This window comes from Sphingobium sp. Ant17 (assembly GCF_000588875.1).
Lineage (GTDB): Bacteria > Pseudomonadota > Alphaproteobacteria > Sphingomonadales > Sphingomonadaceae > Sphingobium.
On the sequence record NZ_JEMV01000001.1, the window covers coordinates 164,054 to 186,965 of the forward strand.

23 protein-coding genes and 1 tRNA gene are annotated in these 22,912 nt (G+C 59.8%); 18 read left to right on the plus strand and 6 right to left on the minus strand.

All coding sequences use genetic code 11. The annotated features are described in order from the left end of the window. Window positions 1-25 precede the first annotated feature (25 nt). Both BF95_RS00705 and BF95_RS00710 read right to left on the minus strand, forming a co-directional pair. Window positions 26-340 (minus strand): hypothetical protein, encoded by a 315-nt coding sequence (locus BF95_RS00705; RefSeq protein ID WP_043148651.1) that lies wholly within the window; start codon window positions 338-340, stop codon window positions 26-28. A gap of 69 nt (window positions 341-409) precedes the next feature. Then, window positions 410-922, minus strand: coding sequence for a MarR family winged helix-turn-helix transcriptional regulator (locus BF95_RS00710; protein ID WP_051519788.1), 513 nt, complete (start codon window positions 920-922; stop codon window positions 410-412). 124 nt (window positions 923-1,046) lie between these two features. Between BF95_RS00710 and BF95_RS00715 the strand changes: the two genes are divergently transcribed. The 12 genes from BF95_RS00715 to BF95_RS00770 all read left to right on the plus strand — a co-directional run bounded on the left by BF95_RS00715 (window position 1,047) and on the right by BF95_RS00770 (window position 10,969). Further along, window positions 1,047-1,121: transfer RNA gene (locus BF95_RS00715), tRNA-Gln, on the plus strand. Window positions 1,122-1,491: 370 nt separating this feature from the next. Continuing rightward, window positions 1,492-1,962 carry a hypothetical protein gene (locus BF95_RS00720; RefSeq protein ID WP_043148655.1) on the plus strand — a complete coding sequence of 157 codons (471 nt, stop codon included), beginning with the start codon at window positions 1,492-1,494 and terminating at the stop codon, window positions 1,960-1,962. Next, complete coding sequence (locus tag BF95_RS00725) at window positions 1,959-2,459, plus strand: glycosyltransferase (RefSeq protein ID WP_051519789.1); 501 nt, start codon at window positions 1,959-1,961, stop codon at window positions 2,457-2,459. The genes BF95_RS00720 and BF95_RS00725 overlap by 4 nt, the downstream gene beginning before the upstream one ends. A gap of 168 nt (window positions 2,460-2,627) precedes the next feature. Then, on the plus strand, window positions 2,628-3,080 hold the full coding sequence (locus tag BF95_RS00730; protein ID WP_152542501.1) for a hypothetical protein: 453 nt from the start codon (window positions 2,628-2,630) through the stop codon (window positions 3,078-3,080). A gap of 20 nt (window positions 3,081-3,100) precedes the next feature. Then, entirely contained in the window at window positions 3,101-3,316 is a 216-nt protein-coding gene (locus tag BF95_RS30890) for a transglutaminase-like cysteine peptidase (protein ID WP_051519790.1), read from the plus strand. 120 nt (window positions 3,317-3,436) lie between these two features. Then, window positions 3,437-3,922 (plus strand): PilZ domain-containing protein, encoded by a 486-nt coding sequence (locus BF95_RS25440; RefSeq protein WP_051519791.1) that lies wholly within the window; start codon window positions 3,437-3,439, stop codon window positions 3,920-3,922. Window positions 3,923-4,108: 186 nt separating this feature from the next. Further along, entirely contained in the window at window positions 4,109-5,482 is a 1,374-nt protein-coding gene (locus BF95_RS00745) for a cell wall hydrolase (protein ID WP_235209500.1), read from the plus strand. Window positions 5,483-5,614: 132 nt separating this feature from the next. Continuing rightward, window positions 5,615-6,199 carry a polysaccharide biosynthesis/export family protein gene (locus tag BF95_RS00750; RefSeq protein WP_043148659.1) on the plus strand — a complete coding sequence of 195 codons (585 nt, stop codon included), beginning with the start codon at window positions 5,615-5,617 and terminating at the stop codon, window positions 6,197-6,199. A gap of 210 nt (window positions 6,200-6,409) precedes the next feature. Next, entirely contained in the window at window positions 6,410-6,739 is a 330-nt protein-coding gene (locus tag BF95_RS00755) for a hypothetical protein (RefSeq protein ID WP_152542502.1), read from the plus strand. Window positions 6,740-6,836: 97 nt separating this feature from the next. Then, entirely contained in the window at window positions 6,837-8,111 is a 1,275-nt protein-coding gene (locus tag BF95_RS00760) for an outer membrane beta-barrel protein (RefSeq protein ID WP_161774186.1), read from the plus strand. A 55-nt stretch (window positions 8,112-8,166) separates the two neighbouring features. Then, window positions 8,167-10,269 (plus strand): GumC family protein, encoded by a 2,103-nt coding sequence (locus tag BF95_RS00765; RefSeq protein ID WP_051519793.1) that lies wholly within the window; start codon window positions 8,167-8,169, stop codon window positions 10,267-10,269. After that, window positions 10,244-10,969, plus strand: coding sequence for a hypothetical protein (locus BF95_RS00770; RefSeq protein ID WP_043148662.1), 726 nt, complete (start codon window positions 10,244-10,246; stop codon window positions 10,967-10,969). The genes BF95_RS00765 and BF95_RS00770 overlap by 26 nt, the downstream gene beginning before the upstream one ends. On the opposite strand, the gene BF95_RS00775 is transcribed toward BF95_RS00770, so the two are convergent. The 4 genes from BF95_RS00775 to BF95_RS00790 form a co-directional block, all read right to left on the minus strand. Further along, the gene (locus BF95_RS00775) at window positions 10,903-12,264 is read right to left on the minus strand and encodes an O-antigen ligase family protein (RefSeq protein ID WP_043148663.1); all 1,362 of its coding nucleotides are present in this window, start codon (window positions 12,262-12,264) and stop codon (window positions 10,903-10,905) included. The two genes, BF95_RS00770 and BF95_RS00775, sit on opposite strands and share 67 nt — an antisense overlap. Before the next feature lie 238 nt (window positions 12,265-12,502). Next, the gene (locus BF95_RS00780) at window positions 12,503-13,870 is read right to left on the minus strand and encodes an HlyD family type I secretion periplasmic adaptor subunit (protein WP_043148664.1); all 1,368 of its coding nucleotides are present in this window, start codon (window positions 13,868-13,870) and stop codon (window positions 12,503-12,505) included. Continuing rightward, entirely contained in the window at window positions 13,867-15,609 is a 1,743-nt protein-coding gene (locus BF95_RS00785; protein WP_051519794.1) for a type I secretion system permease/ATPase, read from the minus strand. The genes BF95_RS00780 and BF95_RS00785 overlap by 4 nt, the downstream gene beginning before the upstream one ends. A 144-nt stretch (window positions 15,610-15,753) precedes the next feature. After that, entirely contained in the window at window positions 15,754-16,818 is a 1,065-nt protein-coding gene (locus BF95_RS00790) for an acyltransferase family protein (protein WP_043148665.1), read from the minus strand. Between the two features lie 294 nt (window positions 16,819-17,112). Between BF95_RS00790 and BF95_RS00795 the strand changes: the two genes are divergently transcribed. From BF95_RS00795 to BF95_RS00820, 6 genes are all read left to right on the plus strand, one after another. Then, the gene (locus BF95_RS00795) at window positions 17,113-19,113 is read left to right on the plus strand and encodes an acyltransferase family protein (protein WP_081763979.1); all 2,001 of its coding nucleotides are present in this window, start codon (window positions 17,113-17,115) and stop codon (window positions 19,111-19,113) included. A gap of 231 nt (window positions 19,114-19,344) precedes the next feature. Next, on the plus strand, window positions 19,345-19,971 hold the full coding sequence (locus BF95_RS30225; RefSeq protein WP_043148666.1) for a glycosyltransferase: 627 nt from the start codon (window positions 19,345-19,347) through the stop codon (window positions 19,969-19,971). Window positions 19,972-19,976: 5 nt separating this feature from the next. Further along, window positions 19,977-20,291: a glycosyltransferase gene (locus BF95_RS30230; RefSeq protein ID WP_043148667.1), complete on the plus strand. Its 315-nt coding sequence runs from the start codon at window positions 19,977-19,979 to the stop codon at window positions 20,289-20,291. Between the two features lie 79 nt (window positions 20,292-20,370). Further along, window positions 20,371-20,769 carry a hypothetical protein gene (locus tag BF95_RS00810; RefSeq protein WP_043148668.1) on the plus strand — a complete coding sequence of 133 codons (399 nt, stop codon included), beginning with the start codon at window positions 20,371-20,373 and terminating at the stop codon, window positions 20,767-20,769. Between the two features lie 28 nt (window positions 20,770-20,797). Next, the gene (locus BF95_RS00815) at window positions 20,798-21,700 is read left to right on the plus strand and encodes an O-antigen ligase family protein (RefSeq protein ID WP_152542504.1); all 903 of its coding nucleotides are present in this window, start codon (window positions 20,798-20,800) and stop codon (window positions 21,698-21,700) included. Continuing rightward, window positions 21,693-22,910 (plus strand): hypothetical protein, encoded by a 1,218-nt coding sequence (locus BF95_RS00820; protein ID WP_152542505.1) that lies wholly within the window; start codon window positions 21,693-21,695, stop codon window positions 22,908-22,910. Before BF95_RS00815 ends, BF95_RS00820 begins: the two co-directional genes overlap by 8 nt. Window positions 22,911-22,912: the final 2 nt, after the last annotated feature.

Here is a 22,912-nt window from a genome sequence, read left to right on the forward strand (position 1 = left end):
CATGGTCATGCATGGCCCATTTCGATCAGTCGTTCTTGAGGTCGCTGCCCGCTTCCTGCAGCGTATCGCCGACATCGCGCTTGGCTTCATCTGCTGTGCGATCGGCATCGTCAGCCGCTTCGTCGGTCGCAGCACCGATCCGCGCTGCGCCATTGTCGATCGCACGGCCCGCATCATCGAGCCCGTTGTCGATCGTGTCGCCCGCACGGTCCATCGCGCTGCTCATGTCATTGCCGATCGCCGATCCGGTATTTTCAATGCTGTCTTCGGTCTTTTCCGAACAGGCCGACAGGCTGACCGCCGAGACAACCGCCAGCGCGGCTAGAAATGTGTGTCGCATGATGGCTCCTTTTGCCAATGAAGGGAGTGAGGTAAGCGCAGGAAGGCCGATTAGGTTGCGTTGCGTAGGTCAGCGCCCCCGCAGCCCGAACACCATCGATCGATCCGATTCGGGGATAAGCCCTTCCAATACGCGCCAGAATCCGGTGACCGACCCCTGCCCCGCCTGCGCATAGGCCGCCGCCATTTTTTCCCGCAACGCCCGGAACAATTCGGCCTCCAGCGCCGCGCCTTCTGCGCTCAGCCGCAGCAATTTCTGCCGCCGGTCGCTGGCACCAGGCCGCGTCTCGATATAGCCGCGCTCGATCAGGTCGTTGAGCACCCGGCCCAGCGATTGCTTGGTGATCGACAGCAGCCGCAGCAAGTCTTTGACGGTCAGGTCCGGCTGGCGCGAGATGAAATAGAGCGCGCGATGATGCGCCCGCCCCAGCCCTTGCGCCGCCAGCCCCTCGTCGATCGAGCGGGTGAGCGCGGAATAGCCGAAATAGAGCATCTCGATGCCGCGCCGGATTTCATCCTCACGCAGGAAGAGTGGCGATGCGGGCGCCATCTGCGCGGAGGTGGGGGAAGAGGAAGCGGACATGGGTGTGGTGATCCGGTACGAAGCCAAGAAGCGTCATAGTGCCGTCGCGAAACTGTGATGACTAGGCTTTCCTTTCGCGCCCGACGCGCTATATGGCGACCCGCGCCGACGATGGTCGGCCTGCTGGGGCGTCGCCAAGCGGTAAGGCAGCGGCTTTTGATGCCGCCATGCGCAGGTTCGAATCCTGCCGCCCCAGCCAGTCACATCCATCACGGTCGGCTTTTAATTTCATCGTCATGAACCTCCGTCTGGAGGGGACGTTGAACGGAGAGCGGTGCGGTTCGCTTAAGTCCTATACCGATCGTGCCAACAGTTCCGGGGCGAGATGGGATTTCCGGTAGCGCCCCACACACCGCATCCATAATAGGTGGCAAGCGGGGTGACATAGGCCTTTCGCGGCCGATGCATTACGCTAGAACTGAATCGAATCAGCAACGACCCAGCGGCTCGGATAGGGCTGTTGTATCGTGCAATGCGATGGGCAGTGCCAAAGCGGAAAGGTTGTCGAATATGTCTGAACTCGACCGAGGTCGCAAAGGGGTCATCTCCCACCGATTCGAGGCTTGGACATGGGTGCGTTGACGCAAGGCAAGAAATCCCGGCTACTTGCCGTCGCCTCCGGCGGTGGTCACTGGGTCCAACTCATGCGCATGCGCCCGGCCTTTGCCGACTTCGACATCGTCTATGTTTCGACATTGGCGGGGTATGAGCATATGGTGGCGGGCGCGCCGCTCTATCTCGTGGCGGACTCGTCTCGCTTCGATCCCCGACCGCTGGCGCCGACCTTCTTGAAGGCGTTTCGCATTTTCCTGAAACATCGCCCATCCGTCGTGGTGACGACCGGATCGGCCCCTGCCCTGCCCTTCATGATGCTGGGGCGCCTTTTTGGCTGTCGCACGCTGTGGGTGGACAGTATCGCAAATTCGGAGCGGCTGTCGGGATCGGGACGGATAGCCCGCAAGCTCGCAACCAAAGTCATCAGCCAATGGCCCGACGTCGCGCAGAGCGAAGGGGTCGAATGTTGGGGCAGAGTGATATGATTTTCGCTTCCGTCGGATCGATGCTGCCGTTTGACCGGCTTACCCAGGGGGTGGACGAATGGGCCGCCGCCCATCCCGATGTGCCGGTGTTCCTGCAGATCGGCGAAGGCGAATATGAACCGCGCCATTGTGAATGGGCACGGATCGTGCCGCATAGTGATTATCAAAAACGCCTTGAAGGCTGCACCTTGTTCGTCGCGCATGTCGGCATGGGATCGATCCTGCAGGCGCTGGAAATCGGCAAGCAAATGCTGATGCTGCCGCGCCGTGCAGCGTTGAAGGAACATACGACCGACCATCAGTTGCACACGGCCGCCAGGTTCCGGGACACGCCGGGACTTAAGATCGTCGATGACGTTGCTGCGCTGCAGCAGGAAATGGGCCGTCTGGTTCATGCGCCGATGACTGGATCCGACCGAATCGCCAATGTCGCGCCCGAGGCGTTTACATCACGGCTTCGTGCCTATCTGACAGAAGGAATGAAATTCGCAGATTGATGCCCTGCGACATCGCGTCGGCCTGCCCATGATGGTGATAGCGGCGTTAACCGTCGCTGGTAATCGAAGCGCTATCTCCATCTGACAGAAGAGGATCGCCTACACAAAGGATGGCGGTCCATGAAGTTGCTCGGTTCGATTTTAGCCATAATGGTGACTGGTGTCGCTGTGAGCCCAGCGCCCGCGGCCTTGCGCCAGCCTGCCTATATCAGTTTTGGCGATAGCGCCGATGCGCCTGTCGGCTATCTGGAAATGTGCGAACGCGACCGGGCAGCCTGCGGTCTGGCGGCAGACGACTCGCCGCTCGCGGCCGCCGCGCCGTGCATCACGCCGGAACCATCGCCGCGCGGACGCCGCGCAATCCGCGACTGGACCTGTCTGAACGGACGGGATGGCGCGTTCAGCACCGCTGCGATCGACCGGCGGAGTCGTCGGTCATCAAACATCGGATCTAACTCGACGCCTGACCGACCCCTGACCGCCAAAAAGATCATCGGCAAGATCAACACGCGGATCAATAATGACGTGCTGCAGCAATCGGACAACGCGATCTTCGGCGTTGACGAATATTGGAAGCCCAGCGGCAATAGCCAGGCGCGACCGGCGATTGCGAAGACATAGCGCTGCAAAAGCAGGCGGATTTGGTTGCAGCCGGTATTCCTACCGACCGGTTGTTCCTGGCCGTCGTGTACAAATCCGGGGTTGGGCTGCACACTGTCCTTCTGGTGCGGACGGACGAGGGGGACATGGTCCTCGACAGCCTGACGTCCCGCATACGGCATTGGCATCAGACCGGTTTCATCTGGGTACGCGCCCAGGTGCCCGGTAGCCCGCTGCAGTGGAAGCGCGTCGCCTAACCCGATCCGGGCCAGGCATATTGGTCTTGCCCGATCATTCGGCACGAATGGCCCACCATCGCTTCCCACTTTAGCGATCATTTAGGATTTGCGCCTTATATCTCGGCGCGGAGGTTTTCTATGCACTCGACATTGCGCGCCACACTCTACCGCCTGGATCGTTCGTCGGAACGGCTTGAGATCGGCCGGCCTTCGACCTTGCGTGGTCCCAATCACCATCCGATCGACATCCGCATCGAAGATTTGTCGGCCACGGGTTGTCGACTGAACTGCGATTCGCAACTGGCTGTCGATGAATATGTGATGGTCGGGCTGCCCGGCGTCGGGATCCGGGCGAGCCGCGTCGTGTGGACCGATGGCGTTCACGTCGGATGTGCTTTCGAAGAGCCCCTGACCCCGGCCGACGTCAAGGCAATACAGGTATCGGAGCCTTTGATTTTCGTCGATTTCCGCTCCTTTCCCACGCCGCTTCCCGCAACTGACCCAAAAGGTGAGAGCGAAACGCCCTTCTCGCCTCGGCAGCGCCTGGGCATTGTGCTGGCGTCCGCATTGGGCGCTTGGGGACTGGTCGCATTGCTCGCCGCTGTCGCATTGTTGCTTTTTTAGAACGGCCTACCCTGCGTGTCGTCCGCGATGCCGCCCTTGATCGGCTATCTTAAATCGTAATTACGGCCGGATTATAGATGGCAGCGGGTGCCCCCTGGCGAATGCCCTGCCCCGCTTCTGACCATAAAGTGCCAGCCTGTGCCCCACACTGGCTAATGGACCGTGCGGATGTTATGCGGCAGCGCAATGCAAGAGCCGCCACGCACCCCGCCGACCGCCCGGCCCGAATTACACCCATGGAACGGTGTAGCGCCCGTGCCCGGTCCCGACGATGAGGCAATTGCCTATGTTGCGCCGGACCGGATGGCCCTCCCCCGACAGACGATGCTCTTTACGCTGCTCGGACTTTTGGTCGTCGTTCTTGTGGGGGGCGCTTTGGCGACCGCCTTTTTATTGCTCGGCGATCCGTTCGGGCCGGGCCATGCGGGATCGGCCCAACGGTCCTATGCATCGCTCACTAATGCAGAGATACGTCGGCTCCCGCCACCACCGCCCGTTGAACCGGTCCACTATCTGGACGTTCCGCAGGAAACGGCGCGAAAGGTGAATGAGGCGGTGCCCTTTTCGACCGAGCCCAACCCCGCAGCGATCCCGCTACGCCTGAACCTGGCCCCTGCCGACCGGGCGCGTGCCGTCGATTGTCTGGCTGCGGCCGCTTGGTATGAAGCGGGAGACGATACGCTCGGCCAGGAGTCGGTAATCCAGACCGTCATCAACCGGATGCGGCACCCCTCCTTCCCCAACAGCGTCTGCGGCGTCGTTTTTCAGGGTTCCGAACGCAAAACGGGTTGCCAGTTCACCTTCACCTGTGACGGTGCCCTGGTCCGCAGAACCCCCTCTGCGACGGCATGGGGACGCGCCCAGGCGATGGCGAGCCTGGCGCTGAACGGTCTCGTATTCTCGCCCATCGGCTGGGCGACCCATTATCATACCGACTGGGTCGTCCCAAATTGGAGCAGCAGCGTCGATAAGGTGGCCAAGATTCGGACCCATCTATTTTTCCGCTGGCGCGGGGCCAGCGGTCGGCCGGTCGCCTTTCACCGGGCGCATGCAGGGAGCGAACCGGTCATCGCCGCGATGCGCGGGCTGTCGCCCAGCCATGCTGGCACCCTGGCGCTGGAGCCACTGCCAAGCGACATCTCGGCCGATGTCGCCGGGACAACAGGCGGCGATGCAAAGCCATTGCCGTCATCGAGCGTGAACGCGGATTTGCGCGGCAATGCCTTGACCGCTGCTGATAGCAGCACGGGACTATTCGTTATCCAGATCAAATCGGGCACTTTTCCCGGGGCATTGGCCGTTATGGCCCTCGACATCTGCAAAGGTCGCCGGGAGTCCTGCACGGTCGTGGGCTTTGCAGGCACGCCCGGGCGAGTGACGGGAGGTGCGTTCGGGCGGGTGCGCTGGCCCGACAAAGTGCCGGACTTTTATTATTTCAGCGACAAGTCCCGGTCGCGCGAAATAGCCTATTGGAATTGCGCAACCTTCCCAAGGCCGGATGGCAGCCAATGCCTGCCGCCCAATTATCAACCGGCCGATGATCAGCGAGTCGGTGGGTAACAGAAACGATATGAATATCTGTTTGAATGGATGTCGGATCTTCTACCAACCCCAGGCGTGGTTGGGCTAAGGTTAACGACCTTGTTTACATAGTGCGTGGATACTAAGAGGCGGTTAGGGAGTATTGGTTCGATGATCTTTCTACGGAATACGCTGCGCATGGCCGTCTGTGGCCTTTTGGCGCTTATGGTTGCGGCCTGCGGCACGGCTGGCATCTCGCCCCCTGCGGAACGTCTGGCGGCGAACCGAGGCCCTGCCGAAGTCTATAAGCTTGGCGTGAGCGACAAGGTGCGGATGACCGTTTTCAACGAACCGAGCCTGTCGGGCGAATTTGCGATCGGGACGAACGGCACGCTGTCCTTGCCGCTCATCGGCGATGTCGCGGCCGCCGGCCAGTCGGTGGAAGAAGTGACCAAGGTCGTCCAGTCCAAGCTGGGCACCGGCTATCTGCGTGATCCCAAGGTCAATATGGAGGTCACCTCCTACCGGCCCTTTTATATATTGGGCGAAGTCAAGGCGCCGGGGACCTATCCCTATGTCAACGGCCTGACGATCGGCCAGGCAATCGCCATTGCCGAAGGCAGCACACCCAGAGCCGATCAAAGCGTCGTGTTCGTTCGGGCCGCCGGTCAGGACCGGGAGGTCGCCTACAAGAAAACGGACGATTTCCACGTGTTCCCCGGCGACACCATTCGGGTCGGCGAGCGGATATTCTAACGTTATGAATTATTTTGGTTTTTTAAAAGGTAACTGAGCATGACCGTTCGATTTGCGCGGCCTTATCGCGCTGGCCTCCTGGCCGCTTTTGCCATAGTGGCGGTGCAACAAGCCGCTGCAATGCAGGAATCTCCGTCACAGCCGCCCCCGTCGCAGGAAGCGGTCGACACGGTTGACCGGGATAAGGCAGCGCGAACCTTGTGCCGTGCGATGATCGATTCGGTCAGGCCATTGCCGACGGATGCGGGCACCGCCGATCTGGAAGCTGCGTTGATATTCGTCATCAGTCAGGACGCGGTCGTCCGCGCGGAAACCGATAAGACGTTGCTGTTCCAACTGATCGAATCCGCTCTCTCCTGCACCGTCAGCGGCGCTGCATCCTACAAGAATTTGGAGCAGGCCGCTCAAAACGTATTGCAGTCTTATAGGGTTGGTACTGGCTCCATCCGCACGAGCAACGGGGCGGGTGCCGTAGGCTTCTCCCCGCTTCTTGGCGTGGGCGGCGGTGGCGGCGGTGCCAATTACTCATCAAATCAGTGATTGAGGACGGGTCGGTCCTAAAAAAGCAACCTAAGCCGGCCAGTGAACTTTGATATTAAGGGGGAAAGTGATGAAGCGCTTCAGGAAAGGGCCTCTGGTGGCTATTTGCGCGCTTGCGGTCACTGCGCCGCAGGCCGCATTCGCGCAGGATAATGATATCCTGGTAGAGCCGGAACTGCTGGTCGACTATGATCGCAGCCGCAATATCGCCGTGACCGAAAAGCGGCGGCCCGACTATGATGCGCTGGGCATTCGTGCGAGCAGCTTTCTGGTCTATCCCAGGCTCGACATCGGCCTTGGCTATAATGACAATATATTCCTCGCGGACTCCGATGAGGTGTCGGATGGCTATGCGATCATCCGTCCATCCGTCCGGGCACAATCGGATTGGTCCCGCCATCAATTGACCGCGACCGCATCGGGTGCCTTCCGTCGATTTTTCGACAACAGCGTTCGTGACGAAGATAGCTGGAATGTCGGTGCGCTCGGCCGGGTCGATGCCACCAGCGCCCTGACGCTCACTGCCCAGGTGCAGGCCGGCAATCGATTTGAAAGCGCCTTTTCCGGCGGCGTCGATGCCAACGTCGCCGCATTGTCCAATTACGATTATAATTTCCTGTCACTGCGGGGGCGATATGAGCTCGGCCGCAACCGGATTGCGCTGGCCTATAATCGTAATGAATATGACTTTAACAATATCCGCTTCAGCGATTCGACCACGCTGGATCAGTCCAATCGCAGCCGAACCATCGATAGCATCGTCGGGCAGTTCGAGCGCGCGCTGAACCCCGGTCTGTCTGTCTATGGACAGCTCAGCTATGCTCGGACGCGGTATGACGCCCTGCTGGCACCCGGAGTAGAAAATCGCGATTCGGACGGCTATCGGGCCGTTGCCGGGGTGAGCATGGACTTGCCCGCCTTCATACGCGGCACTTTGGCTTCCGGATATACATGGCGTAATTTCGACAGCCCGTTGTTCCGCCAAGTTAAGGGTTTGTCGGTCGATGCCAAGCTCGAATATTTCCCGTCAGAGCTGACGACATTCACGCTCCGAGGCAGTCGCCTGATCCAGGATTCAAATATCGCCATCACCACGGCGTTTTTTGACAATCGCATTTCTTTGGGCGTGGATCATGAATTGTTGCGCAATGTGATATTGAGCGCATCGGGCGACCTGAGCTATCAGGATTATATCGGCTCCCCCAACAACAGCACCGTCTATCGGCTCTCGTCTCGGGCTCGCTATCTTATGTCCCGGAAACTCTCCGCTGACTTATTGGCAAGCTATGCCCACCGTAATCGTGAAACGCTGGTCAGCAACGGCAATCTCAGCGAGATGCGCATCGAAGCGACAGTGTCCCTGCGACTTTAATTGCGCTTCGGCGCTCACTTGGCTATGCTGCAATGCAGCAAGGGGATGGTTTTAGATGAACAGCGCGGCAAGTGAAGGCAAAGAGGTTCGGCTTTCTGACAATGTGTTGGCGTTGAAAGGGGTATTGCGGCGGCGTTGGGTAACACTTGCGCTGGTGACGGGCGTAATATTCGCCGTAGCGGCGGTACTCATCTTGCTGATGACGCCAAGTTATCAGGCAACCGCGCGCCTCCAGATCGATCCAAATCGTGATCCGTTGGCGCGTTCGCGGGGCAATTATACGCCCGATCTTGATTCGGAAGCCATCGAAACCGAAGTCACGCTGCTCAATTCGCAAGAGGTCGCGCGGGCGGTAGTTCAGCGCTTGAACCTGCAGAACGATCCCGAGTTCGCCAAGGATGTGGAAGCTGGCGCTTCGGTCTCCCCCGCCGACCGGATGGATTCCCTGGTCCGCGCGGTCAAGGGTAACTTGAATGTCGGCCGGGACAAGCTGACCTATGTCATAAATGTCGGTTTTGAATCGACGGACCCACGCAAGGCAGCGGACATCGCGAATGCCTTTGCCGAAGAATATATCCGTGCCAAGATCGGCACGAGGATGGGCACGGCCGAAACGCAGGCTGCATTTTTTGAACGCCGCCTGACCGAACTCGGCAATGAAGTTCGCGCAGCAGAGGCAGCCGCCGCGCAATATCGTGCCCAAACCGGCATGATCGGTCGGGACGCCGGTACGATCGTGGATCAGCAGGTCGGCCCATTGTCGAGCCAACTCGCCACCGCCGAATCATCCGCCGCCGAAGCGCGCGCCAATCTCAACGCTGCGCGCGCACAGATCGCACGTGGCGGGTTGGATGCCGTTTCCGAGGTGCGCAGTTCCCAGGTGGTTTCGGATCTCCGTCGGCAACGCGCTGAAGTCGTCCGCAGCAAGGGGGAAGTCGACGCGCGCTATGGTCCTCTTCACCCCGAAACCGTCAAGGTTCAGGATCAGCTCAAGCAGCTCGACCGCCAGATTGCAGAGGAAGCCGAGCGCGCCGTTGCCTCGCTTCAGGCCGCGTCGCAAGCAGCGGATGCCCGCGTGGCAAGCCTTCGTGGATCGCTGCGGCAGTTGGAAGGTCAGCAAGCGACCAATACGCGCGCGAGCGTAACCGGCGACAGCCTGGAGCGGGAAGCAGCGAGCAAGCGTGCGGCCTATGACCAGATGGCCAAGCTGTCGGTGGACAGCGTACAGGGCCAGCGCAGCGAAATTGCGACGGCCACGATCATCGACCGTGCGACGCCACCAACTTCTCCCACAGCCCCCAAGCGTTCCTTGTTGCTCGCGATGGCATTGATCGTCGCTTTTGCGGGAGGAAGCGCCACGATCATCACGCAGGAACTTCTGGTTCCCGGCATCCGCAACGTGTCCGACTTGGAATCCGAACTCGGCCTGACCGTGCTGGCGGCCGTGCCGAAGGTGAAGGGGAAAGAATCGCCTGCTAATCTGATCGCCGACAAATCGACCTCGCTCTTCGGCGAATCGATGCGGATCGCGCGCGCCTCGATCCTGGGCGTGCGTTCGTCCGAACCGATCAAGATCATCGCCATCACGTCGACGGTTCCCGCAGAAGGCAAGACGACGACTGCGCTCGCTTTTGCGCGAACGCTGGCGGTCAGTGGATCGCGGACGCTGTTGATCGACTGCGATATTCGCCGGGCATCGCTGCGGCAGACGACGGGCATAGCTGGCGACGCAGGTCTGGTTGAAATCCTCGATAAACAGGCCCCCGTAGAAGCGGCTATCATCGCTGATACGACCGAAAAGCTGGACCTGCTGCCCGTGCTGCGGCCGCATTATAGTTCGGAAGATGTGTTTGGCGGTGATACGATGGCCCAGCTGCTCAAGGATCTGAGTAGCCGCTACGACCATATCGTGCTCGACCTGCCGCCATTGCTGGGCCTTGCCGATGGTCGGTTCCTGGCAGCGCTGGCGGACGCGGTTGTCCTGGTCGTGCGTTGGGGCAAAACGCCGATGCGGCCGGTCGCGGCAGCAGTTCAGCAATTGCGGGCGGATGACGCGCACTTGATTGGCGCGATCTTCGCAATGGTCGATCCATCATCGGAAGCGATCGGCGGTTTGTACTATTCCCAGCAATATGCCGCCTATTATCGCGCGGGCTAACCGCAACCATGCAGGCGCAGCCTCGATCGCCGGGTCGAGGGCTGCGCCTGCAAGATATCTTGCGATCGTCGCACTGGTCGTCGTCGGCATAGGTGCCGCATCGTCTGTTTATGAACTGCGTCGGGAACATGCCATTGCAACGGCGCAGGAGCAGCTGTTGGCAAGCGTGCAGTTTACAGCGCGGCGCGGGCTTCCGATTGGGCCGCCCCCCCCGCTCAACCTGGCACAGCCGCCACGCGCGCTGCTGCTTGATGCCCAACTCTATTTGAACCAGGTGCCGTTTGCGCAAGATGCGGCGGACAAACGGCGACTATTGAGCATGGCGCAACGCATGATCGCAGCCGCGCTTGCGGGCCGCCCCGGTTGGGGAGAAGCCGAGGCATTAGAAGCCTATCTCCAATCCTTGAAAGGATCAGAGGGCAAGGTCGCGGCGCAGCGCGCTTTGGTGCGCAGCTATGACCATATGCCCTATATGCGTGAGGCAGCCGCTTGGCGGATACGCTATGGCCTTGCGCAATGGGGTGCATTGCCGGACGCCACGCAAAGGCGCATCGTCGACGAAGCCATCTGGTTTGTCCGGTTAAGGCCAGAGCAGCGCGACAGCATATTCGCTGCCGTTCGCGCCACGCCCGCCTATTTTCCTTTCATGCTGCGGTGGCGCACGGTCAGGGCTTTCGACGCGGACCGGCTGCCGAATTGATGCCGTTCCCACAATAGGCCAATCAGAAATAGCGTCATCGCTGCCAGCGCGGGTATATCGAGCGCGATATCCACCATGGAACAGAGCAATGCGGTGAAGATCGCCGCGACCACGCCCGCGCGACCATCCAATGGTCCGTAATAGGATAAGTTGGCCGCGATTCGACGGACGATCACCAACATCGCTATGGTCAGTAGCAACAGGAATGGCACGCCACCGTCGATGAGGAAACGCAGGATCAGGTTGTGGGGTGCATTGACCATCCACAGGGCCTGGGCCGTGCGCGGATCAGTCAACATCTGCTGGTTGACGTCGGGGAAGCTGCCCAAACCATAGCCGAACCAGGGTGCCTGCCGTGCGATGTGCCAATAATGGCCCCACATCATCGTCCGTCCGGCCGTGCCCTCAGCGATCATGCTGGCGCGCGCGAACAGCATATCCACCAGGCCGACGGCCAGAACGCCGCCTGCACCGAGCAACAGGAGCAGCGGCACCAGCCAGGAATCGAATCCCTTTCGGCGGAGGAAGTGCAGCAGCCCGATGCCGGTCAGACCCAGCAAAGTCCCCGCCATTGCCGACCGAGACGCCGTGATCGCGCAAGCCCCCGCACACAGCAACAGTCCGACCCAGCGGGCAGCACGCCATGCTTGTGCAACAGGTCCGTCGCCGATCGCCGGGTCGCTCACGATCCGTCCGAGCGCCAACAGCGCCAGCATGCCATAATAGGTGCCTGCGACATTGGCATTGCTCAGCGTGCCGGTGAACCGCATATCCTGTCGGGGACGCCAGATGTCCCACGGCAATTCCGTACCATATTCGCGAAGAATGAGCCCGCCGATTACATTGACGCAGCCAAAGAGCAGCATCCAATCGATTATGTTGGCAAGGGCGTTGCGCCTGGCCCCCAACATCGCGCCGGCCAGAAACGCGGCGAGGAGTCCAGCCGCCCCGAGCAACCGGGGCAAGAGGAGGTCGGGCACGATATAGCCTTGCCGAAGCAGGAACTGGGCCGGTGCCCAAAGCGGCAGCGTCGCCCAACCATAAGCCAGCAGGACCAGGGCAAGGATGGGCAATGCGCGCGTCCAGAACAGGCGCGGTGGGGCATCGAGCAGCAACAGCAACGCCAGCATTGCCCCGCATAGCAGGAACAGAGTCGGATTGCCGGACAGCGTGTCCAGACCATTGAAGGTGAATCCGATACTGAGCAGCAGCGCTATGATGGGTGCAATCTGCCGTTCAACGCCTGAACGAAGGCGCGGGCGAGCTCTCCTGCGGCTTCCGACGCGATCGTGCATTGCCAGCCTGGCATTGTGGACCTGCCTCGTTCCCCTCCCCCGCATCATCTACCTTATGTTCGTGCCAGCCCGTGCCAGCCAATCCTTGCCCGCTACGGATAACGGCCGCATCAGACCGAGCCGCCGGATTTCGTTGATGCCGCCTCTATCACCAAAGCCTTAGCAAGGGTCAATGTTTCGAGCCGTTTAGCGCTATTTGGCTCTATTCCAACGAGCATGTTGCACCAACGGCGGACGTTCAACGTTCCGTGAAGACCCTGTCCATTCTTTGGAGTAGAGGGCCAAACAGATATTCCATGGCGGTTCTGGCCTTGGTGTTGACCACGATCTCAACCGGCGTACCGGGGCGGACGCCACCGGCCAGCCCCGCGCGCTTGCCAGCGCTGCGCAATTCCCGATCGGGTACGCGAATCTGGGCGGTATAATAGGCCTCGCCCGTGCGGGGATCTTCTATGCTTTCAGCCGACACACGCTCCACCGTCCCTTCTACAGGCGGCAGGTCCGCGGAGCGGAACGTCACAAGCCGCACCTTGGCGGCCTGCCCAGGTGCCAGGTCGGCTGCATTTTCCAGTGAAACCCGTGCTTCCACGACATAATCTTTCGACGCCGGCACCAGGTCGAATAGGGGCCCGCCAGGCGCGATCACCTGTCCGACCTTCGGCATGTTGGCAGCGCTGATCGTACCGTCGAAAGGGGCCAGTATGGCCGACCGCGAGCGATCGGTACGGGCCGCCTGCCATTGCGGCAACACGCTATGCAATTCCGTCTGCGCGAGTCGAAGCCGATCGGCATTCTGCCTATTGCGCTCTTCCTGACCACCCAACATTTGGAGCGTCACTTCTTCCGACTGGCTGCGAAGGCGGCCAGCCTCCGCGCGGGATGCACCAATTTCGCCGTCATAGGCGGCCGACGCGCGTTGCAGCGCGACGACGCGCGATCGGGTGGTGAGGCCTTTCGCCAGCAAGGATTGCATCGCCGCCAATTCTTCGTCGTTAAGCTGCTTTTGACGAACGGACGATGCTCGTTGCTCCGCCTGCCCCGCCGCCTGATGACCGATCTGGGCGCGCCGATCGCGCAGCATGCCCCTTTCCGACCGGATAATGGCGCGCTCAAGTTGCAACTGGGCCTTTTCCCGCGCCAACGCGGCCAAGGCAATCGCCCGATTCTCTCCCGTGAGAGTCGCGAAGGAGGGAATATCCGGCACATCTGCGTCACCGCGCAGTCCCGCTTCAAGCCGCGCGATTTCAGCCTGCAAGCCAAATACCCGGCTCGCCAAAGATCGTTCTTGGGCGACCTCATCGGGATTGGCGAATTCAGCGAGGAGATCGCCTTCGCGCACACGGGCGCCGTTGGCGACATAGACTCGCCCGACCACGCCACCAGAGGGCGTCTGCACGGCACTGAGCGAACTTGCCGCCCGCACCGTCCCCGGCGCGATCACCGCAGCGTCCAGTTGCGCCAGCATTCCCCACCCCAGGGTGGTTACGATGAGCACGGCACCAAGGCCGATGCCCATATATAATTCCGGCTTGAAATTATGCGGTCGGCTGTGTGCCGACGGTATCGACAGACGGGTGTCCGAATCGATGATGACCATCTCGCTCATCCGTTGATACCCTGCGTGCCGAAGGAGATTGGTGCGCGCGACATGGCCCGTTGTCGCTGTTGCAGACGGTCGAGGGGCGACGCCAACGCTTCCAGGATGCCATGCTCCAATTTGAGGATGCGGTCGGCGCTGGCGACCAGATCACTATCATGGCTCGAAAACACGACTGTCGTGCCGCGCGAGCGCAGTTCGACCAGCAATTTGGTCAGAGCCAATTTTGCTTCTGAGTCCAGACTAGCACTCGGCTCGTCCAGCAGGATCAATTTCGGGTCGCCAAATAGCGCACGCGCGAGCGCGATTCGCTGCGTTTGTCCTGACGACAGGCCCATCTCGCCAATCTGGATCATGCTGTCATAGGCATTGGGCAGACGAAGGATCATGTCGTGCGCGCCAACGGATTGTGCCGCGGCCACCACTTTGGCGTCCAGGGCGGCGGCATCTGCCTCGGCCGTATATTGGAAGCGCGCTATGTTGTCGCGGATCGAGCCTGGAAAGAGCATGAAATTTTGCGGCAGATAGCCAATCGCGCGCGTCAATTGGGCTTCGTTCCAGTCCGACCTGGATGCCCCATCCAGCCGGATCGTACCACGGACCGGGTCCAACCCGCCGGCGATGGCGCGCAACAAGGTGGACTTGCCGGATCCGCTCGCGCCGATCAGCGCGACCACGTCGCCCGGTTTTGCTTCGAAGCTGATGTCGGCAAGCGCAACGCGGTGGGTGCCCGGTGAGAGCACGGTGATCCGTTCGACTGTTAGCGCACCTGTCGGGTCGGGCAGGAGCGTGCGGGGCACGTCGGACCATGTGCCGAAGGCTTTGGTCAGACGGTCATAGGCGGTGCGTGTGTGGACGATCGATTTCCAGCCGCCCACAATCTGCTCGATCGGCGCGATGGCGCGTGAAAGCAGCAGGGTGGCAGCGATCATCGCACCACCCGACAGTTCATGACGCACGACCAGAACAGCGGCAAGCGCGAGCGCGGCAGACTGAAGAAACAGGCGGAAGAACTTCATCCCGCTGCCATAGGCCGTACCCACAAAGCCTGCGCGCAGGTGATGATGATTGACGAGCGCACGTTCTTCGCGATGGGCCTGCACCAATGCATCATTCATGCCCAACGCTCTTACTTCCGCTGCATGGCCGGTCGCGTGCGACAGGCGTGCATAGGAAATGCGCGATGCTTCGTTATAGGATCGCAGGGCCGGTGCAGAAGATCGTTCGCTGAGCCAGGCCAGCCCCAGCAACAGCAAGCTGGCCGCAACAGTCAATACACCGATCCACGGGTGAAGCAGGAAGGCTGCCCCAATATAGACGATCGTCCAGGGCGCATCGAGCGCGGCAAGCACCGCCGCGCTGCTGATGCCATGGCGAAACGTGTCGAAGTCCCGCATCAATTCGCCCGAATCGATCGGCGACAGATCAGAGCGCGACAAGGCCATGCGCAGGGCATGAGACGATAGTTCCTCCTCCAGCCGTGCGCCGGCCCGCAACAGCACACGGCCGCGAAGCCATTCGAAAAGGACAAGCGCACCCAGCGCGAAACTGGCGATAAGGCCCAGGGCGACCAAGGTTGCAAGACCACCCGTTGGCACGACACGGTCGTAAACCTGCATCATGAATAAGGTGGGGGTCAGATATAAGAGATTGCCCAGCGCACTGAAAATGGCCGCCAGGATGAAATAGGGTCTGCATTTGCCGAGCGCCGTTCGCAACGGCGTCATGTGGACGGACTTGGCGCGCATTCGATTGTTCCTGGCGACGTTCGAACAATCTCTATGGGACGCGAGTTAAGGATGGGTTTAGCAGCGCGCCTCCAGTCAGCCAAAATATGCGAACGGTGTGAGGCTGTATCCGTCGATCAAGCGGCACACCGAACCATGTTCGGTCTATGCTACGACCGGTCGACGGCCGCGCGTATGCCGGATAAGCGGTCGCTCAATGAACTGATAGGCAATCATGCCCGCAATACATCCACATAAGGCGGACACGCCGATCATGGGGATCATCAAATCGGCTGGCAGGCGGCGGATGACGGCAGTCACGGCACCTATCGCGAACATATGAAACAGGTAGATCGAATAGCTGGAATCGCCGATATATAACCACAGCCTGTGCGGCATCCGGCCGCGTTTATCGACCAAGATCACCAAGATGGCCGCATGGGCCGCGCACACCGCTATCAGCCCCACCTGAGTCCAAGGGATGAGACGGATGATCGGATATTGGCTGGCGATCCAGGCCAGCAGCGCCGTCGAGGCCATGAGAAGAACGACAAGGGTCACATTGTCGGATCGAAACCGGCCTTTGAGGTTCAGCACCCCTAACCAGACACCGGCAACGAACGCCAATGTGTCGATGCGGGTGTAAAATGTAGGTATCGCTGCGTCAAAATGGTACAGCTGACCGATCAGGATGCAGGTGCCAAAGAAGAGCGTCAGCAAAATTGCCCTGGTCACCAACCCAAAAGCGAATGTCGCCGCGAACGAAACGTAAAAGAACATTTCATAGTTCAAGGTCCAACCCAGCTTGAACATCGGCCAGATGCCGCCGGTCCCAGATGGGTCGTAAGCGGGTATGAAAAACAGCGATAAGAAAAAGTGCTGGGGATCGAAAACTGTTCTTTGAAACATGCCGGGCGCGATGAGCGTGACCGATGCCACCAGAAACGTGGCGAACCAGTAGATCGGCACTACGCGACGAACACGGCGATTGAGAAATTGGGCCGCATTGAACCGTTGCAAACCTGTGGTTTGCGTCATGATGAAGCCACTGATGACGAAAAATAATGTCACGCCATAGCGCGCACCGAGCTGGAAAATTTCGCCCGCATTGCCCTTGAGCGGATGATCGATCGCATGCGCGATGACCACCGACAGCGCGGCAATTGCCCGAGCGAGTTGAATGCCATCCAGCCGGTCCAGCGTCGCCGACAAAGGTGTGCGCTGCGTCATCCCCGCAAGTTATCCTTGATAGCCAATATGCCTTGTCTATACGGTTGCGCTCGCACGCGATAGAGTTTTGAATCGCTGTTGCTCTTGAAACAGACTGGAACAAAATCCCCAATTACCAATTGTGCAAATGCGTTACTTCGCCGTAATGTGATGTTGCACTGCAGAATGATTTGCTATCTGAATAATGGGCCATATGCTAAGATAAGGTGACTTCGCCGCGATGCGTTGGAATTCTCGTTCCGCCGTCTTGGGCGCGGGGCATAGGGCTGAGAGTTTTTCCGAGGGGTCGCCTTTGTGGCAGTAGGCAAATACAGGACTGGCGCGCTGAATGCGGAAAACACGCTGCAGGTCCAATCTGCCGTAGCCCGTAATTACCGGCCTGACATTGATGGCCTGCGTGCGCTTGCTGTATTGCCGGTCGTTCTTGGCCATGCGAGCGTCAGAGGGTTCAGCGGCGGATTTGTCGGGGTCGACATTTTCTTCGTCATCTCCGGTTATCTGATCACCGGCATATTGGTGCGGGATCTGGCAGCCGGTCGATATTCGATAGCGGAATTCTACCGCCGCCGCATTTTGCGCATATTCCCGGTATTATTTGCTGTTCTTGCGACGTCCAGCCTGGTCGCCATTGGATATTTGCTACCGACCGAACTTGTTCGGTACGCCGGGTCGCTGGGTGCCACGACGCTTTTTTCATCCAATATCCTGTTTTACTCGGAAAGCGGATATTTCGACGCTGCATCCAATACCAAACCCTTGCTGCATACCTGGTCGCTGGCGGTAGAGGAGCAGTTCTACATTCTTTGGCCTTTGCTCCTCGCCTGGATTGGGGCAAGCCGGATGACCTTGCTCAGGCTGACGGTCGCCGCAATCTGTATGGCGTCTTTCGTTGCCTCGATTCTGTTCCTCAACATCAATCCTTCCGCGACCTTCTACCTCCTGCCGACGCGGGCCTGCGAACTGGCGCTTGGTGCTATGCTTGCGCTCACCGGCAACCCCATCCGCAATCGCTGGGTCAACGATCTGCTGGGCGCGCTTGGTCTGGCCGCAATTCTCACGAGCATCTGGCTCTATGATGAAATGATGCTCTTCCCTGGCGCAGCCGCCGCTCTGCCGTGCGGCGGCGCCTTGCTATTGCTGATGACCGGAGCGAGCGGCGGATGGGTAAGCCGACTCTTCAGCCTCTCGCCAGCGGTCTTCGTCGGCAAAATCTCCTATTCGCTCTACATGTGGCATTGGCCCGTCATTGTCTTTGCGAAGATCGCTTTCTTGCAAAACGGCCTGACCCCACAAATGCAGGTTATCGAGATCGGCGTCTCGTTCCTGTTGGCCGTGCTCTCGTGGAAATTCATAGAGCGGCCGTTCCGAACCAATGTTGCGCATTGGCGCACCCGCGATGTGTTCAAGGGCGCGTTAATGGCCATGGCCTTGATGATCGGTACCGCAGGCGCGCTATTGGCTCTGCGCGGCATGCCTGATCGCTATTCAGAGGAGCAGCAGGCGGTCGCCAACTATCTGAGCATGGACGTGGAACTCGCCTATCGACGAGGAACCTGCTTTCGCGCGGGTCCGCAAGGAGAGATCGACCCGTCCTGTATCACGCCCAAAACGCGCAAGCCCGTCGTGCTGCTGTTGGGTGACAGCCATGCCGCGCATCTATGGCCTGGATTTGCGCAAAATCCCGGCCAATATGAAGTGCTGCAGGCGACGGTCGCGGGGTGCCGCCCCCTCATTCATCCCGATCCTTCAACCCGATGCCGCCGACTGTTCAACGATATGTTGCTGAAATGGGCACCCGAGCATCGCCCGGCGGTGATCCTGCTGTCCGCAAAATGGCGCCCGAATGACTTGGAACTGTTGGAAAAGACACTGGACAAAATGGCATCGCTCAATCTCAATATCGTGCTGATCGGCCCCATACCGCAATATACCGCTGCCCTCCCTCGATTGCTCGCCGTTGCGCTGGGAAGAGGTGACCGCGACCTCCTACGCCGGTCGCTGCGCACGCAACAATTCACAAAGGACCGGCAATTGCGGGAGATGGCAGAACGGCGCGGCATCATCTATGTTTCGCTCATCGATCTGCTGTGTCGGGGACAGACCTGCAAAACCTTGGCAAAGCCGCCCATCCCCATGCAGTTCGATCATGGCCATTTGACCGAGGAAGGGTCCGAATTGGTGGTACGGAACATCCTGCCCTATATCGATCTTGCGGTAGAACGGAACGGGATCGGCCGCAGCAATCCGAACCAAAAGTCCATAATTCCGGTTGCGCGTGAAGATAGCCTACCCTAGAGGCAAAGACATACTCGGACCGGGGAAGCTGATAGATTTCGGCTTGGTCAGAGCAAGGGGGAACCGCCTGCTTATGACACGGCGTGTGTATTTTCTGGTCTCTCATTCATCGGCTGGGGGCGCGCAGGAAATCTGGGCGAACCTTGCTGAAGCCTTTCGTGTAGCGGGTGAAACGGTAGAGTTGATGGCGCTCTATCCTTTGCGGGCTACGGTCCGCGAAACATCACCCAATTGCCTTGGCGCTATGTCATCGATCGTCGTCCGTCCAATCCAATCGCCATGGCGCGAATGCTTTGGAACCTGGTGGATATCATCCGTCGGGAAAAACCGGACCTCATCGTCACGGCCATGCCCGCCGCCAATATCCTTGCCGCAATAGCCGCCCGGATCGCAGGCAGAAAATCGTGCGTCGTCATCTCGCACCATTCCCCGACGGAAACCCACAATCCGCTGCTCAACCGCATCGACGGCTTGGCCGGATCGCTCGACAGCGTAAAGGCCGTGGTCAGCGTGTCGGACAGTGTGTCCTCGACACTGGCGAACAAGTCGGCGCGATACCGTGCGAAGCGCATTACAATCCACAACGCCCTCCCGCCAGAGATCGAGCAACTGCTGGAAAATCTGGCTGCGGAACGCGCGGGGCGCATCGGAACGGGACGGAAGGTGGTTGCCACGGGCCGCCTTGCGTATCAGAAAAATTATCCCCTGCTGATACGCGCAGCCGTTCATATGCCCGACGTCGATATCGACATCGTTGGCAATGGTCCTGACGAAGACGCGCTCAAAACACTGACAGCTGCGTTGGGCGTCACAGAACGCGTGCATTTCCTCGGTCACAGGCCGCGTGCCGAAGCCTGACCATATTGGCACGGGGCGATCTGTTCGTGCAGGTCAGCCATTTCGAAGGGCATAGCCTGGGCCTGATAGAAGCGGCGAAGCTCGGCGTGCCCCTGATTGTGTCCGATGTGCCGGTGCAGATTGAAGGCATTACCCGGTCGGATGGGCAACAATGCGGCATTGCCGTCGCGACAGACGATGATAGCGGGCTAGCACGGGCCATCACCGGACTGCTCGACAGCCCGCAGGCCTATGCCGGGCGTGCCGATCAGGCGCGACGCTTGGCCGACGAAACCACCTTTGGCGCCATGGTGAACGCCTATCGGAACTTCGTACCGTGATGATGAGGTGGGCTATTTGGGTCGACACCCGGATACGACACAGGCAAGCCAACATATTTCGCCGCGCGGACCCTATGTGATGGAAAGAACGCCCAGGATCACCCTGCCCCCGCGGATAGCGCCGCTCCGGCGTCTTCCGGGCGACCGACTGCTTGGGTCGATCGCGATCGTCGGTGTGCTGTTGGGCGCCGTGTTTGGCCCCAACCTCAGCCAGCCAACTGGCGGGTCTGGCGGCGGTGGAAGCGCGCTGCGCCAGTCTCTCTATCTCCTTACTTTCATGATCGCCATTGCAAGCATCCGCCCCTGGCAGTCGCCTGCGCGTCTACTCGTTCTTCCGCTATCGATGATCGCGATCCTGGCATGGAGCCTGTTTTCGATCAGTTGGTCGGCCGTGCCTGCGGCCCGCCCTGCGCCGCTTCCTATTGACGGCAATTGTAATCTGGACCGTCTTCCTTGCGGTGCGATGCGCGGGTTATGACAGAACGATCCTGCTGTTCCGCCGGGTGATGATCGCTATTCTGGTGGGCAATCTTCTTGCGGTAACGCTTTTGCCCGGCGTTGCCATCCATCAGGCTGCAACGGTAACTGATCCCGGGCTTATCGGCGCTTGGCGCGGGCTGCTGGCGCAAAAGAATTTTGCCGGTGCAGTAGCAGCCGTCACTATCCTCTTATTCTTTTTCGATGCCAGCCATATGTCACGTTATATGCGGTGGGGTACGATTACGCTTTCCATATTGTTTTTGCTGGGTACCCAATCGAAGACATCCATGGGCATCTGCCTGGGCGCGCTGGTTACAGGATTTTTGTTTGGTCGCTATAATCCAGGGTATCGGCTTTTCTTCCTGCCGGTTTTGCTCATCGCAGGTGCGGGAGCGTTTATCCTGATCGACATGGAGGGTGGCGCGGTTATCGACCATTTCATGCGCGACCGGCAAGCGTTCACGGGCCGCGTGGAGATATGGATTCCGCTGATCGAATTCGCGTCGGACAATCCCTTTACCGGTTCGGGATATGGCTCGTTTTGGAATATCGGGGATGAACGCGAGCCGATAAAAGACTATGCCACCGGCTGGATAACCGCTCAGGCAAGCGGCCATAACGGCTTTCTCGATGTTCTGGTGCAGGTAGGCCTGCCCGGGCTTTTCCTGGTGCTCCTCGCTTATCTGATAGTGCCGCTTTGGTGCTTGATCACCAGCCAGACTATCGCGCGCCCGACTGCCAGTCTGCTGATGGCGATGATTTTCTTCTGCATTAGCCATAATGCGACCGAATCGAGTTTGCTCGACCGCGATATCACCGTGCATGTGTTCCTTCTTTTTACGATAGCCCTGGTCCATCTGACGACTAAACCTCGACCTCGACCTCAACCTCGACCGTCGGGCGTAAGTGGATATCCCGCACTTGGTTGATAGACCCAAGACCGGCGGCATGATGCCGCAGCTACTGCGCTATCTGCAGGCTGGTGTCGGGCCGATCGCATCGGCTGGCGCGCAATTTCTGTTGTCGCTCACGCTGCTGCGGATGCTGTCCCCGACTGAATTTGGCAGCTTTGCGTTTCTTCTTGTTGCCTCGCAATTTAGTTGGGGGCTTTGGAGCGCTCTGTTCTGCGCGCCCTTGCCGGTCCTTCTTTCCGAACAAGGGAAGGACGGTATGGAACAGATTGAGCGCTGCATGCTCTCCACAAACCTGGTGGCGGCCATCGGCGCACTGACGCTTTTTTTCGGCCTTGGGCTGATGCTGAATGTGCCGCCGTTCGCCGCCGCAATCTTCGCGCTATACAGCGGTGTGGCCCTGCTGCGGTGGCTTGCGCGCGCGCACGCTTACGCGCTGGGCAGCCCACTGCGCACGATGATGTCGGACATCGCCTATAGCGCCACGCTCGTGGCAGGGATTGGCATGATGGTCATGACGGACGTCATGATGGTCATGACGGACGGGAAATCGCTCGACCTGGCCTATACAGCCCTGTTGGCAAGCGCAATTATCGGCATGCTGCCCTTCGGCAAACGCTATCTCGCCCTCCAATTTATCCGGTTCGATCCGCGTTTGATCATGGGCTATCGCGACATATGGCGGCGGCATTCGGGCTGGTCGCTGATGGGCGTCATCACCACCGAGGCTACGGCCAACGCGCATGTCTATCTGGTCACCACATTGTGGGGACCTGCCGCCTTTGCGCCTATTGCCGCGAGCGCCTTGCTGATCCGTCCGATCGGCGTCGCCCAGAAGGCACTCAACGAATTTGAGCGCGCGCAGATGGCACGGCAGATAGGGGCGGGCCGGATCGAAGACGCCATTGCGTCAGTGCGCACCTTTCGGCTCGTGCTGGTCATGGCGTGGATGGTGACCGCTCTCGCCATTGCGGCTCTTCTGTTCAAGGCACCACGACTGTTGTTCCCGCCGCACTATGATCTGCCATTCATGATTGCCGCAGGGGCGCTATGGCTCGCGGTGGCCGGGGTTCGGCTGGTGCGCGCGCTGAAGGGTCTTTGCTGCAGGCGGCCGGCGAATTTCGACCGCTCGCCTTCGCCAGCCTCTGGTCCGCTGGAATTTCGATCGCGATGGTGCTTGTCTTGCTGTTCACGATGGGACCATTATGGTCGATCGTGGGGATATTGATC